The organism is Bradyrhizobium sp. 186, from assembly GCF_023101685.1.
Classification (GTDB): Bacteria; Pseudomonadota; Alphaproteobacteria; order Rhizobiales; family Xanthobacteraceae; genus Bradyrhizobium.
In genome coordinates, this window is record NZ_CP082164.1 from 6,929,050 (window position 1) to 6,943,140 (window position 14,091).

Sequence of the window (14,091 nt, forward strand, 5' to 3'; positions counted from 1 at the left end):
GAGCTTCGCAGACCCGGCAGGGCGAGCCGCCACTGTCCCTCGCGAGGATAAGCGGACGTGACATATTCGCCGGCTGAGTGGATGCAGGCTAAGTGGATTATCAGCACGCGCCCTAAGCTACCGCCTACGACGCGCTCGATCCTTCCGCCATCATCCCCTCAAGCCGCGCCAGCTCGGCCGCCAGATCCCGCTCCACGTCCGCCGCCCGCATCTCGATCACCCGATAGTCGCGCGCTTCCAGCCACGCCCGACGCGCCGCCCGGTCAGCGACGATCATCTCGGTCTCGCCCGGGTTCACCAGCTCGATCGCGATCCGGTGCGGGAACGAGACAAAATCCGGAATGTGGCGGCCGACCGGGGTCTGGCGCTTGAACTGGCCGGCGAAGCGCCGGTCGCGGGTCAGTGCCTGCCAGAGCAGGCGCTCGGCGTCGGTCGGATTGCGGCGGAGCAGGCGCGCGAGCCCGCGCACGGTGCTGCCGCTGTCGGGCGCCCCGCCCTGCCCGTGCTCGGCCAGAAGCGCGCGGAGCCGCGTCGCCTGTTCGCCGTCGAGCACGCCGCCCTTGGCAGGCCCTTTCCGTCCCTCCGCGATCGCCATGACCACGCCGTGCAAAGTGTGGATGTCCTGCTTGGTCGGCTCCATCCGAGTGAAGATGTTGCGCAAATTGACCAGCATGGTGTCGCGCTTCTCGGCCGGACGCAAAAACTCGACCCGGTCGAGCTCGCGCACGAGGTTGTCGAAGAAGGCCTGCATCTGGTGCTGCGAGGCGCGCTCCGAACGCTCGGGCATGGCGTGCGGCAACTCCCCCGACGTCGCCCGCTTGAACCATTCATAGCCGATCAGCAGCACGGCCTGGGCGAGGTTCAGCGAGGCAAAGCCCGGATTGACCGGGAAGGTGATGATGCGGTTGGACAGGCCAACCTCCTCGTTGGTCAGCCCCCAGCGCTCCCGGCCGAACAGGATGCCGGCCTTACCGCCGGTGGCGACGTGCGCGGAGATCTCGGCCGCGGCGGCTTCCGGACCCACCACCGGCTTGGCCTGGTCGTGGGCGCGCGCCGAGGTGGCGAACAGCAGGTCGAGATCGGCAACCGCCTGCTCGACCGTGTCGAACAATTCGACCCGTTCCAGAATGTGGTCGGCGCCGGCGGCCGCGCGCTGGGCCGCGATGTTGGGCCAGCCGTCGCGGGGATTGACGATGCGCAAGTGGCTCAGGGCAAAGTTGCCCATGGCGCGCGCCGCCATGCCGATGTTCTCGCCGAGCTGCGGCTCGACCAGGATCACGATGGGACCATCGAGGGCGAGGCCCGCCTTGCTCTTGTCAGTCCCCGACATCTCGCTTCTCTTTCACGCTGGTTCTCAAGGCCTTGGAGAGGCCGCCTCAGGAATTGATTCAAGCCGGCCGCCCGGCCGGCTTTGTCCCGCTCGCCTGTCGTTTGCCTGTCCTGGCAAAATTCTCAAGGGAAATAACGGGTTGGATTCGACTTTTGAATCTCGCCTGAAACTTCACCCCACCTCGGCCGAACGGCGGGCTGCCGCTCCCCATCTGCGCAAGCTGGATGAGCTAAAACTGCATAATCCCTTGGCTTTCGCCCGCCGCGTCCGGGTGCTAAGAGGCGGCGGATATTCCCGTGGCGCGCCGAAAGCGCCGTTCCCAAGAGGCTTCCCCGATCATGGCAAAAATCAAGGTGACCAACCCCGTCGTCGAACTCGATGGCGACGAGATGACCCGGATCATCTGGCAGTACATCAAGGACAAGCTGATCACCCCGTTCCTCGATGTCCAGCTGCTCTATTTCGACCTGGGGATGGAGCACCGCGACGAGACCAACGATCAGGTCACCATCGACTCCGCCGAAGCCATCAAGAAGGTCGGCGTGGGCGTGAAGTGCGCCACCATCACCCCGGACGAGGCCCGGGTGAAGGAGTTCAACCTCAAGCAGATGTGGAAGTCGCCGAACGGCACCATCCGCAACATCCTCGGCGGCTGCATCTTCCGCGAGCCGATCATCTGCAAGAACGTGCCGCGCCTCGTTCCCGGCTGGAGCAAGCCGATCATCATCGGCCGCCATGCCTATGGCGACCAGTACCGCGCCACCGACATCAAGTTCCCGGGCAAGGGCACGCTGTCGATGAAGTTCGTCGGCGAGGACGGCACCGTGATCGAGAAGGAAGTGTTCAAGGCCCCGGGCGCCGGCGTCGCCATGGAGATGTACAATCTCGACGACTCCATCATCGACTTCGCCCGCGCCTCCCTCAATTACGGCCTGCTGCGCAACTACCCGGTCTATCTCTCGACCAAGAACACCATCCTCAAGGTCTATGACGGCCGCTTCAAGGACATCTTCCAGGACATCTACGACCGCGAGTTCAAGAAGGAATTCGAGGCCAAGGGGCTGACCTACGAGCACCGCCTGATCGACGACATGGTGGCCTCGGCTCTGAAATGGTCCGGCGGCTATGTCTGGGCCTGCAAGAACTACGACGGCGACGTGCAGTCCGACACGGTCGCGCAGGGCTACGGCTCGCTCGGCCTGATGACCTCGGTGCTGCTCACCCCGGACGGCAAGACGGTCGAAGCCGAGGCCGCCCACGGCACCGTGACCCGCCACTACCGCGAGCACCAGAAGGGCAAGGAGACCTCGACCAACTCGATCGCGTCGATCTTTGCTTGGACCCGTGGCCTGTCGCACCGTGCCAAGCTCGACAACAATGCGGAGCTGGCGAAGTTCGCGAACACGCTGGAGAAGGTCTGCGTCGACACCGTCGAAGAAGGCTACATGACCAAGGACCTCGCGCTGCTGGTCGGCGCCGACCAGCGCTGGCTGTCGACCACCGGCTTCCTCGACAAGGTCGCCGAGAACCTCGAGAAGGCGCTGGCGGCGTAAGCTGCCTGTAGCCCCGTCATTGCGAAGCGAAGCAATCCAGACTGCATCTGCGGACAGATCCTGGATTGCTCACATGGGGAATGTGTATGTCAAGGATGAGCAGTCACCTTTTTGTTCGACTGCAGCCACCTCTTCGTCCCGACCGCGGGTTCTGCAGGATGGCGCGCGCAGATCAAGTCAAGGCCGGCCTGTTAGGGCCGCCGCGAAGCGGCTTGGCCTTGAGTTGAGCGAGCACGCCATCATGCTTGGTGCGTTGGGCCGATAGGAGCTCCTCGCGTTGGCGGTTCTGTCAGGGCATCTGCCATCCTCGCATTTGCGATCCAAGGGTCGAGCCGGTTCGACGATCTGGGTTGCTTGCCAGATCAAACTCACATTCGGTCGTCGCACAAGGCGACTGCACCACGATTCCGCTTGCGGCGGGCAGGCTCGAGAGGACGAGGCCATTCTTCGTTGCGGCGTTTGAAGCCATGCAATCCATCGGTTCGTCCACCCGGATCTTCCGAGACTGATCGGGCCTCGGCAGATGGGTTATGGTTCTTTCGTTGCGCGCGGGCGGCGAAGCACGCCGCTTGGTGCGGTCCGGATCAGGCGGCGGGCTTCATCACGGCCCCCTCGATGGTCTCGCCCGCGGTGACATACTTCCACAAGGTCACGAGAAGCTTGCGCGCCAGCGCCACGATCGCGCGCTTGCGGCCTTGCGGGCTTCGCTCCTTGAACCAGCGCGTCAGGGCCGACTGCGGCTGGTGACGTATCCACAGCCAGGCGAGCTGGATCATTGTGGTCCGCAGCCTGGGATTGCCGGCCTTCGACACGCCCTGCTCGTGCCGGATGCCTCCGCTTTGCCACGGCGTCGCCGCAAGCCCCGCATAGGCGGCGACCTGGCGGCGGTTGGAGAACTGCCGGTAGAACGCCTCCGACCAGAGCACGGCCGCAAAGTTGGCGCCGAGCCCTTTCAAGGCCAGCAGCATCGCCACCGGATCCGGCGCGACCTTGTCTGCAGCGTTCTTGTCTGCAGGCTTCCGGGCTGCGGCCAGCAGAGCATCTCGCGCGGCCTCGACCGCCTTGATCTGTTCCAGAAGCAGTTCGACCCGATCGAGCTCGCGGCCGATCTGCGCCTTCAAATGCGAAGGCAGCTCCCGCCCGTCGCCCGTGCGCAAGGCCTCAAGCCGCGCCCGCCGATTGCGCCGCAGCGGCACGTAGTCGGATATCCCCTGCGCGAACAGAAGACCCTTGATCCGGTTCACATGCGTGATGCGCTCGGCGATCAGCGTCGCTCGTTCGCGACACAGCCTGCGCCGGTCCTCCTCTTCAGGCGAGGGCGCAACCACCATCGCACAGACCCGCGGCTCGCCGCGCTTGTAGGCCAGAAGCGCCCGCAACAGCGCCTCGCCATCGAGCCTGTCAGTCTTGGCCCGCCGCCGCCGTCGCGACGTCGCAATCGAGGCGGGATCGACCACGTGGCTCTCAATGCCGTTCTGTTGCAGAACACGGTGCAGCCAGAACCCGTCCAGCCCAGCTTCCTGGATCGTGATGATCGGATAGCTCTCGCGGGTCCTGGCCTCCGCCTTGCGCCTGAGTTCCGCAAACAGCTTCATCAGCTCAGCCGTATCGCCGGCCGTGACGCTGTGCCTGGACATCTTCTCGCCCGTACCAGGCGAAAGTGACGTAATCACCCACGTCGAACGGCTCAGTTCCAAAGACACAAAAATTGCGCCAAACTGCGTGCGGATAGCGGTCGGTCCGTCGGAAGGATGATCGAGCAACATCGTCGTCTCCAGGTTGAGGGGGTCAGCAACCTCAGTCTGGCCTCAGACCTGGTCGCTATCCACTCCCCATGGAATCTTCGTCGCAGGGCTCCTCGCAATGACGAGACCTTTGCCCGGGGAAAAATCATGTCGACGTTCAAGAGCCTTGCGATCGCGCTCCTCGCGCTGACCAGCGCCCCCGCCTTCGCCGCCGACCCACTCCCTGATGCCATCGCCGCCCCCGGGCGAGACTGTCGTGCTCAGCGTCCATGCCGAGGGCGCGCAGGTCTATGAATGCAAGGCTGGCGCCGACGGCAAGCTCGCCTGGGCCTTCCGCGAGCCGATCGCCACCCTGCTCGCCGAGGGCAAGACGGTCGGCCGGCACTATGCCGGGCCGAATTGGGAGCACGCCGACGGCAGTGCCGTGGTGGGCAAGGCCATCGGCAATGCGCCCGGTACGACGGCTGCCGATATCCCCTGGCTCAAGCTGGACGTCACCTCCCGTCGCGGCAGCGGCGTGCTGACGCCCGTTACCACGGTCCAGCGCATCAACACCCATGGCGGCAAGCTCGACGGGACCTGCGAGAAGGCCGGCGAGTTCAAAAGCGCGCCCTACTCCGCGGAGTATGTCTTCCTGCGCAAGGGCTGACCGCTCAGCGGTCGGTGCCCTCGCGCTGCGCCTGCGCCAGCTCAGCCGCCGCAAGATCGCCGGTCTCCTCGAGCCGCGCTTTCGCGGTTTTGTGGACGTGGGCGGCGAGCGTCGGCATGCGCGCGATCAGGGCGTGAAAGGCCTGGGCGTCGAGCACGAGCAGCCGGGTCTTGCGCGTCGCGGTCACCGTGCCGCTGCGTTTCGTCTTGTGCGGCAGCGCGATCTCGCCGAAGAAGGTGCCATCAGTGAGCCGCACTTGCTGGCTCGGCAGCGCGATCTCGACCTCGCCCGCAGTGATGAAATACATTGATGAGGCGGCATCGCCCCGCCGCACCAATATCTCGCCCTGCTCGATGGTGCGGGCCCGGAGCAGCCGCATGATGTCGGCGATCTCGGATGCCGACAGGTGCGAGAACAGCGGCACCCGCGCCAGCATGCCCCAGGTGACGACGAAATCGCGCCGCTTCACCTCGTCCGCAAAGGCGGTCGAGATGATCGCGACCGGCAGCGCGATCATGGCGAAGCCGCTGACGATGGCGAACACCGAGACGAACTTGCCGAGCGCCGTCACCGGCACGACGTCGCCATAGCCGACGGTGCCGAGCGTCACGATCGCCCACCACATCGCCTGCGGAATGGTGCCGAGCTTGTCCGGCTGCACGTCGCGCTCGATGGCGTAGAGCAGCGAGGCGAAGGTCAGCACCACGCCGGTCAGAATGACGACGCAGCCGATCAGTGCCCGACGCTCGGCGTGCACCGCCGCAAGCAGCGAGCGCATCGCCGGCGAATAGCGGATGAGTTTGAAGAACGGCAGCACGCCGAGCGCGGCTAGCGTCGCATGCCGGCCCGAAGCTAGCACGATCGCCGCCGGCAGAAACGCCAGCAGATCGATGATGCCGAGCGCAGAGAAGGCGTAGGAGAACCGGTCGGCGAGCGCCGAGCCCTTGCGCGGCGTGTGGCCCGCCACCGTCCAGAGCCGCGCGACATATTCCAGCGCGAACACGATAATGGAGAGGATGGCGATGGCGGAGAACAGCGCCCCGAATTGCGCGTCCAACTCCGGCACCGAGGCAAGAATCATCGCGACCACGTCGAGCACGATGACGCTGATGATCATTTGGATGAAGCGCGATCCGGCCGAATAGGCCAAGGCATCGTGCTCCAGCAGTTCGTAGAGGCGATCCCTTAAGTTGGGATCGCGCAGGCCACGTCCTCGCGGAACGAGGCCCACGGCCTCAGGCGCCGATCATGGCTTTTTCGATCGCCGTGAGCGCCGCGGCCGCGTTCGCACCATCGGGACCGCCGGCTTGCGCCATGTCGGGCCGGCCGCCGCCGCCCTTGCCGCCGAGCGCTTCGGAGGCGACGCGAACCAAATTGACGGCGTTGAAGCGCGAGGTCAGATCCGCGGTGACGCCGACCACGATTCCGGCCTTGCCGTCCTCGGTGACGCCGACGATGGCGACCACGCCGGAGCCGATCTGCTTCTTGCCGTCGTCGGCAAGGCTCTTGAGATCCTTCATCTCGATGCCTTCGACCGCGCGCGCCATCAGCTTGACGTCGCCGACCTCGCGCACGCCCGCGGCAGCGCCATTGCCAACGGAAGTACCGCCGCCCATCGCGAGCTTCTTGCGGGCATCGGACAATTCGCGCTCGAGCTTCTTGCGCTCGTCCATCAGCGCGGTGATGCGCGCCGGAACGTCGTCGATCGAGGTGCGCAGCTCGTTTGCTGCGGCCTTCGCCAGCGCCATGGTGTCGTTGGCGTGCTTGCGCGCATAGTTTCCGGTCAGCGCCTCGATGCGGCGGACGCCGGAGGCAACCGCGCTCTCGCCCGTCAGCGTGATCAGGCCGATGTCGCCGGTGCGCCTGACATGGGTGCCGCCGCAGAGCTCGACCGACCAGCCGAGCGCATTGGCGCCGTGCTCGCGCGCGGTCTTGCCCATCGAGACCACGCGGACCTCATCGCCATATTTCTCGCCGAATAGCGCGCGCGCGCCGGCCTCGCGGGCCTCGTCGACGCCCATGACGCGGGTGGTGACCTCGTCATTCTCCAGCACCACGTCGTTGGCGATGTCCTCGACGCGGGCAAGCTCCTCCGCCGTGATCGGCTTCGGATGCACGAAGTCGAAGCGCAGGCGGTCGGGCGCGACCAGTGAGCCGCGCTGGGCGATGTGGTCGCCGAGCACCTGACGCAGCGCCTCATGGATGAGATGGGTCGCGGAGTGATGGGCGCGGATCGACGATCGCCGCCCATGATCGACCTCGAGCTGGAGCGCGGTGCCGAGCTTCAGCTCGCCGCTCTCTACCGTGCCGATGTGAACGAAGAGATCGCCGAGCTTCTTCTGTGTGTCGGTGACGCGGAACTTGATCCCGCCCTCGCCGACCAGCACGCCGGTGTCGCCGACCTGGCCGCCGGATTCCGCATAGAATGGCGTCTGGTTCAGCAGAAGCGCACCTGGCTCGCCGGCCTTGAGGCTGTCGATCTCCTTGCCGTCCTTCACCAGTGCGGAGACGACGCCTTCGGCGCTCTCGGTCTCGTAGCCCAGGAATTCGGTGGCGCCCAACTTCTCGCGCAGCGGGAACCAGATCGCTTCGGAGGCCGCCTCGCCCGAGCCGGCCCACGACGCGCGCGCCTTCTGGCGCTGACGCTCCATCGCGTCGGTGAAGGAGGCCTGGTCGACGCTGATGCCGCGCGACTTCAGCGCGTCCTGCGTCAGATCCAGCGGGAAGCCATAGGTGTCGTACAGCGTGAAGGCGACGTCGCCGTCGAACATGTCGCCCTTCTTCAAGGAAGCGCTCTTCTCGTCGAGGATGGCAAGGCCGCGCGTCAGCGTCTTGCGGAAGCGGGTCTCTTCCAGCCGCAGCGTTTCCTCGATCAGCTTTTCCGCGCGCATCAGCTCGGGATAGGCCTGGCCCATCTCACGGACCAGCGCCCAGACCAGGCGATGCATCAGCGGGTCTTTCGCACCCAAAAGCTGCGCATGCCGCATCGCGCGGCGCATGATCCGGCGCAGCACGTAGCCGCGACCTTCGTTCGAGGGCAGCACGCCATCAGAGACGAGGAAGGCCGAGGAGCGCAGATGATCGGCGATGACGCGGAACGAGGCGACGGTCTTCTCGTCCGGTCCGGTTCCCAAAGCGGACGCGGTCGCATCGATCAAATGACGGAACAGATCGGTCTCGAACACGCTGTCGACGCCCTGCATGATGCAGGCCATGCGCTCGAGCCCCATGCCGGTGTCGATCGAGGGCCGCGGCAGCGGCACGCGCTCCTCCTTCGTCACCTGCTCATATTGCATGAACACCAGGTTCCAGAACTCGAGGAAGCGATCGCCGTCCTCCTCGGGGCTGCCCGGAGGACCGCCCCAGATATGCTCGCCGCGATCGATGAAGATCTCCGAGCACGGGCCGCACGGGCCGGTGTCGCCCATCGCCCAGAAATTGTCCGAGGTCGGGATGCGGATGATGCGGTCGTCGGAGAAGCCGGCGATCTTCTTCCAGAGGTCAGCGGCCTCGTCGTCGGTGTGATAGACGGTGACGAGCAGCTTGTCCTTGTTCAGCCCGAACTCCTTGGTGATCAGCGTCCAGGCAAGCTCGATCGCGCGCTCCTTGAAGTAGTCGCCGAAGGAGAAATTGCCGAGCATCTCGAAGAAGGTGAGATGGCGCGCGGTGTAGCCGACATTGTCGAGGTCGTTGTGCTTGCCGCCGGCGCGCACGCATTTTTGCGAGGTGGTGGCGCGCTGATAGGGCCGCTTCTCGACGCCGGTGAAGACGTTCTTGAACTGCACCATGCCGGCATTGGTGAACATCAGGGTCGGGTCGTTGCGCGGCACCAATGGCGAGGACGACACGATCTCGTGGCCGTTCTCGGCAAAGAAGTTCAGAAAGGTCGACCTGATCTCGTTGACGCCGCTCATGTTCATCCAATCGGGTGTGCTTGGGCCCGCTACTCGCCATCCAAACCGAAAGTTTAGGCCGATATCTGCGGACAGAAGCGCTTTTAGACAAGGCCAGCTTCGCTGTCCAGAAACTGTGCAGAGAGATCAGAGGGTTGCCGCAGGCGCGCAATCCCGTTGAAAGGCGTTAGCCCCGCGTTGACAGGCTTGGCCGGCCTGTGGTCTGTACCTATCTGTATCGTACGGCCACGTCGGGAGAGACCGGCTTCATTGCCGGCGCCGAAGGAGCAACCGCCCCGGAAACTCTCAGGCAAACGGACCGCGTGGCTTTGACAGCATCTGGAAAGAGGCGCCGACCGGCTTAACGGCCAGGATGGCGTCCGCCGACGGGATAATACTCTCAGGCACAGCGACAGATGGGGCTTCGACTGGTGTCCATCGGGGAATCCTCCCCGGGGAACCACCGAGGGCCCCTGTGATGCTTGCGCGCGACGACCAAGATTCCCTTAAGAGTACGCCCCTTCACGGGCTGCATGTGTCCCTCGGCGGCAAGATGGTGCCGTTCGCCGGCTATGACATGCCCGTGCAATATCCCGCGGGCGTGCTGAAGGAACACCTCCATACCCGCACCGCAGCCGGCCTGTTCGACGTCTCCCATATGGGCCAGATCGCGCTCCGGCCGAAGTCCGGGAGGATCGAGGACGCCGCACGCGCGCTGGAGCGGCTGGTGCCGCAGGACATCGTCGCGGTTGCGCCCGGCCGACAGCGCTACGCCCAGTTCACCAATGCGGATGGCGGCATTTTGGACGATCTGATGGTCGCCAATTTCGGCGATCACCTGTTCCTGGTCGTCAACGCCGCCTGCAAGGCCGAGGACGGGGCGCATCTGCGCGCGCACCTTTCGGACGACTGCATCATCGATTCGCTCAACGACCGCGCGCTGATCGCGCTGCAGGGTCCGAAGGCTGAAGCCGCGCTGGCGAAACTTTGTGCAGAGGCACCGGCGATGAAGTTCATGGATGCCGGTCCGCACAAGGTCGCCGGCCTCGCCTGCTTCGTGTCGCGCTCCGGCTATACCGGCGAGGACGGGTTCGAGATCTCCGTTCCCGCAGGCGACGCCGAGCACCTCGCCAGGACGTTGCTGGACAATCCCGACGTGATGCCGATCGGCCTCGGCGCCCGCGACAGCCTGCGACTCGAGGCCGGGCTCTGCCTCTATGGTCACGACATCGACACCGCGACCACGCCGGTCGAGGCCGCGCTGGAATGGTCGGTGCAGAAGAGCCGACGCAGCGGCGGCGCCCGTGCCGGCGGCTTTCCCGGCGCGGAAAAGATTCTTGCGCATTTCGACCAGGGCGCGGCACGCCGCCGCGTCGGCCTGCGCACCGAGGGCCGCGCGCCGGTGCGCGAGGGCGCGCTGCTGTTTGCAGATGCGACCACAGGTGAGCCGATTGGAAAGGTCACATCGGGCGGCTTCGGCCCGAGCCTGAATGCGCCGGTAGCGATGGGCTATGTGCCTACTGCGCAAAGCGCGCTCGGCACAAAACTCTTCGCCGAGGTGCGCGGCCAGCGGCTGCCGCTCGCGGTCGCCGCCATGCCTTTCGTGAAAAACACCTACAAACGCTGAGGACCTGAGAATGACCACGACGCTGTACACCTCCGACCATGAATGGCTGGCGATCGACGGCGATGTCGCCACCGTTGGGATCACCGATTACGCGCAGTCGCAGCTCGGCGACGTCGTGTTCATCGAACTGCCCAAGGTCGGCCGCACGCTGAAGAAGACCGAGGCCGCCGCCGTCGTGGAATCGGTGAAGGCCGCCTCCGACGTCTACGCGCCGATCTCGGGCGAGGTGCTCGAGGTGAACGAGGCCGTCGTGGCAGAGCCGGCGCTGGTCAATTCGGATGCAGGCGGCAAGGCCTGGTTCTTCAAGATCAGGATTGCCGACAAGAGCGAGCTCGGCGGCCTCATGGATGAAGCCGCCTACAAGGCGCACACGGCTTAAAGAGCGATGGAGCAAGCGATGACCGCGCACCGCAAATCCAACGGCGACACCGCCGCCGGTTTCGTTCGCCGCCACATCGGCCCGTCGACGCGGGATGTCACGGCAATGCTGGAGGCGGTCGGCGCCAAAAGCGTCGACGCGCTGATGGCGGAGACGCTGCCGGCCTCGATCCGGCAGGCCGCCCCGCTCGATCTCGGCAAGCCCTTGAGCGAGACCGAGGCGATCGCGCATATGGCCGAGCTCGCCGCCCAAAACCAGGTCTTCACCTCGCTGATCGGCCAAGGCTATTCCGGCACGATCCTGCCCGCGGTGATCCAGCGCAACATCCTTGAGAATCCGGCCTGGTACACGGCCTATACGCCCTACCAGCCCGAGATCAGCCAAGGCCGCCTGGAAGCACTGCTCAACTTCCAGACCATGATCTGCGATCTCACCGGGCTCGACGTCGCCAACGCCTCGCTGCTCGACGAGGCGACCGCGGCGGCCGAAGCCATGGCGCTCGCGGAGCGGCACTCGCAGGTCAAAGCGAAAGCCTTCTTCGTCGACAAGGACGTGCATCCGCAGACGCTCGCCGTGATGCGCACCCGCGCCGAGCCTCTCGGCTGGAACCTGATCGTCGGCGATCCCCTCGCCGATCTCGACAAGACCGACGTGCTGGGTGCGCTGCTGCAATATCCCGGCAGTTCGGGCGCCGTGCGCGACCTCAGGCCCGTGATCGCGACGCTGCGCGCCAAGGGCGCACTCGCGATCATTGCCGCCGATCTCTTGGCACTGACACTGCTCGCTTCGCCCGGCGAGCTCGGCGCCGACATCGCGATCGGCTCGGCGCAGCGTTTTGGCGTGCCGATGGGCTATGGCGGTCCGCACGCAGCCTATATGGCGGTGCGCGATGCGCTGAAGCGCTCGCTGCCCGGTCGCATCGTCGGCCTGTCCGTTGATTCCCGTGGTGCTCCCGCCTATCGCCTCGCGCTGCAGACCCGCGAGCAGCACATCCGCCGCGAGAAGGCGACCTCCAACATCTGCACCGCGCAGGTGCTGCTCGCCGTGATCGCCTCGATGTATGCGGTCTATCATGGCCCCGAAGGCTTGACGCAGATCGCGCGCAATGTGCATCGCCGCACGGCTGTGTTGGCGGCCGGCCTGCGCAAGCTCGGCTTCGCGCCACAGTCCGAAAGCTTCTTCGACACGGTAACGGTCGACGCTGGCGGCAAGCGCGACGAGATCGTTGCGCTTGCTGCGGCCGAGAAGATCAATTTCGGCCTCGGCGGGACCACCTTGCGCATCGCGCTCGATGAAACCACGACGCCCGCGACCGTCGAAGCAATCTGGCGCGCGTTTGGCGGCAAGCTCACTTACGCCGAGGTCGATGCGACCACGCGCGAGGCGCTGCCGGATACGTTGAAGCGCACGACGGACTTCCTCACCCATCCGGTGTTCCACGCGCATCGCTCGGAGACTGAGATGCTGCGCTACATGCGCAAGCTCAGCGATCGCGACCTCGCGCTCGACCGCGCGATGATTCCGCTGGGCTCCTGCACCATGAAGCTGAACGCAACCACCGAGATGATGCCGCTGACCTGGCCCGAGTTCGGCTCCCTGCACCCGTTCGCGCCGCGCGAGCAGGCCAAGGGCTATCAAGCATTGTTCACGCGGCTGGAAAAATGGCTGTGCGACATCACCGGCTATGACGCGATCTCGCTCCAGCCGAATTCGGGCGCGCAAGGCGAATATGCCGGGCTTTTGGCCATCCGTGGTTATCATGCCGCGCGCGGAGAGGCGCATCGCAAGATCTGCCTGATCCCCTCCTCCGCCCACGGCACCAACCCGGCTTCTGCCGCGATGGTCGCCATGGACGTGGTGGTGGTCGCCTGCGAGAAGAACGGCGACGTCGACGTCAACGATCTCCGCGCCAAGGCCGAAAAGCATTCCAGCGATCTCGCTGCGGTGATGATCACCTATCCCTCGACCCATGGCGTATTCGAGGAGCATATCCGCGAGATCTGCGACATCGTCCACGGCCATGGCGGCCAGGTCTATCTCGACGGCGCCAACCTCAACGCGCAGGTCGGCCTGTCGCGGCCCGGCGATTACGGCGCCGATGTCAGCCATCTCAATTTGCACAAGACCTTCTGCATCCCGCATGGCGGCGGCGGCCCGGGCATGGGCCCGATCGGCGTGAGAGCGCATCTCGCCCCGTTCCTGCCAAGTCATCCGGGAAGTCATCCGGAAAATCGCCATTCGGCGACCAATGCGGATGCTCCGATCGGGCCGGTCTCGGCCGCGCCGTTTGGTTCGGCGTCGATTCTCACCATCTCCTACATCTACATTTTGATGATGGGCGGCGAAGGCCTGAAGCGCGCGACCGAGATCGCGATCCTCAACGCCAACTACGTTGCCGCACGGCTCGATGCGCATTTCCCGGTGCTCTACAAGAACGAGAAGGGCCGCGTCGCGCATGAGTGCATCGTCGACCCCCGCGCGCTGAAGACGACCAGCGGCGTCACCGTCGACGACATCGCCAAGCGCCTGATCGACTATGGCTTCCATGCGCCAACGATGAGCTTTCCGGTGCCGGGCACGCTGATGATCGAGCCGACCGAATCGGAATCCAAAGCGGAGCTTGATCGCTTCTGCGACGCGATGAGCGCGATCCGCAAAGAGATCGCCGAGGTGGAAGGCGGCCGGTTCAAGATCGAGGCCTCGCCGCTGCGCTACGCCCCGCACACCGTGCACGACATCGCCGACGACAACTGGACTCGCGCCTACACCCGCGCCGAGGGCTGCTTCCCCGCCGGCACCTCGCGCACCGACAAATACTGGAGCCCGGTCGGTCGCGTCGACAACGTCTATGGCGACCGCAACCTGGTGTGCTCGTGCCCGCCGGTGAGCGATTACGCGGAAGCGGCGGAGTAGCG

General features: G+C 65.5%; 8 protein-coding genes, 1 pseudogene and 1 riboswitch. Of the genes and pseudogenes, 5 read left to right on the forward strand and 4 right to left on the reverse strand.

Going from position 1 to position 14,091, the window contains the following annotated elements; all coding sequences use genetic code 11:
• Positions 1 to 124: 124 nt before the first annotated feature.
• Positions 125 to 1,330, reverse strand: a complete 1,206-nt coding sequence (locus IVB18_RS33555; protein ID WP_247984596.1) for a TrmJ/YjtD family RNA methyltransferase — start codon at positions 1,328 to 1,330, stop codon at positions 125 to 127.
• Between the two features lie 338 nt (positions 1,331 to 1,668).
• On the opposite strand from IVB18_RS33555, the gene IVB18_RS33560 reads away from it, so the two are divergent.
• Positions 1,669 to 2,883, forward strand: coding sequence for an NADP-dependent isocitrate dehydrogenase (locus tag IVB18_RS33560; protein WP_247984597.1), 1,215 nt, complete (start codon positions 1,669 to 1,671; stop codon positions 2,881 to 2,883).
• A gap of 584 nt (positions 2,884 to 3,467) precedes the next feature.
• On the opposite strand, the gene IVB18_RS33565 is transcribed toward IVB18_RS33560, so the two are convergent.
• Positions 3,468 to 4,649 carry an IS110 family transposase gene (locus IVB18_RS33565; protein WP_247983422.1) on the reverse strand — a complete coding sequence of 394 codons (1,182 nt, stop codon included), beginning with the start codon at positions 4,647 to 4,649 and terminating at the stop codon, positions 3,468 to 3,470.
• A gap of 126 nt (positions 4,650 to 4,775) precedes the next feature.
• Between IVB18_RS33565 and IVB18_RS33570 the strand changes: the two are divergent.
• A pseudogene (locus IVB18_RS33570) lies at positions 4,776 to 5,277 on the forward strand (DUF3455 domain-containing protein).
• 4 nt (positions 5,278 to 5,281) lie between these two features.
• On the opposite strand, the gene IVB18_RS33575 reads toward IVB18_RS33570, so the two are convergent.
• Positions 5,282 to 6,508 (reverse strand): cyclic nucleotide-gated ion channel, encoded by a 1,227-nt coding sequence (locus IVB18_RS33575; protein ID WP_247984598.1) that lies wholly within the window; start codon positions 6,506 to 6,508, stop codon positions 5,282 to 5,284.
• 4 nt (positions 6,509 to 6,512) lie between these two features.
• A complete protein-coding gene (alaS, locus tag IVB18_RS33580) occupies positions 6,513 to 9,191 on the reverse strand; it encodes an alanine--tRNA ligase (RefSeq protein WP_247984599.1) in 2,679 nt (892 codons plus the stop codon).
• 221 nt (positions 9,192 to 9,412) lie between these two features.
• Positions 9,413 to 9,501, forward strand: a riboswitch (glycine riboswitch).
• A gap of 147 nt (positions 9,502 to 9,648) precedes the next feature.
• Here alaS and gcvT point away from each other — a divergent pair.
• From gcvT to gcvP, 3 genes are read left to right on the forward strand one after another with little or no spacing between them, the layout of a single operon-like run.
• Positions 9,649 to 10,797 (forward strand): glycine cleavage system aminomethyltransferase GcvT, encoded by a 1,149-nt coding sequence (gcvT, locus tag IVB18_RS33585; RefSeq protein ID WP_247984600.1) that lies wholly within the window; start codon positions 9,649 to 9,651, stop codon positions 10,795 to 10,797.
• 10 nt (positions 10,798 to 10,807) lie between these two features.
• Positions 10,808 to 11,176 carry a glycine cleavage system protein GcvH gene (gene gcvH, locus IVB18_RS33590; RefSeq protein ID WP_247984601.1) on the forward strand — a complete coding sequence of 123 codons (369 nt, stop codon included), beginning with the start codon at positions 10,808 to 10,810 and terminating at the stop codon, positions 11,174 to 11,176.
• Positions 11,177 to 11,194: 18 nt separating this feature from the next.
• On the forward strand, positions 11,195 to 14,089 hold the full coding sequence (gene gcvP, locus IVB18_RS33595; protein ID WP_247984602.1) for an aminomethyl-transferring glycine dehydrogenase: 2,895 nt from the start codon (positions 11,195 to 11,197) through the stop codon (positions 14,087 to 14,089).
• The last annotated feature ends 2 nt before the right edge of the window (positions 14,090 to 14,091 follow it).

What these genes read in the sequence shown, in the direction of transcription:
- IVB18_RS33555 (WP_247984596.1), bottom strand. Translation starts at nt 1,330, where the DNA reads ATGTCGGGGACTGACAAGAGCAAGGCGGGCCTCGCCCTCGATGGTCCC.
- IVB18_RS33560 (WP_247984597.1), top strand. Translation starts at nt 1,669, where the DNA reads ATGGCAAAAATCAAGGTGACCAACCCCGTCGTCGAACTCGATGGCGAC.
- IVB18_RS33565 (WP_247983422.1), bottom strand. Translation starts at nt 4,649, where the DNA reads ATGTTGCTCGATCATCCTTCCGACGGACCGACCGCTATCCGCACGCAG.
- alaS (WP_247984599.1), bottom strand. Translation starts at nt 9,191, where the DNA reads ATGAGCGGCGTCAACGAGATCAGGTCGACCTTTCTGAACTTCTTTGCC.
- gcvT (WP_247984600.1), top strand. Translation starts at nt 9,649, where the DNA reads ATGCTTGCGCGCGACGACCAAGATTCCCTTAAGAGTACGCCCCTTCAC.
- gcvH (WP_247984601.1), top strand. Translation starts at nt 10,808, where the DNA reads ATGACCACGACGCTGTACACCTCCGACCATGAATGGCTGGCGATCGAC.
- gcvP (WP_247984602.1), top strand. Translation starts at nt 11,195, where the DNA reads ATGACCGCGCACCGCAAATCCAACGGCGACACCGCCGCCGGTTTCGTT.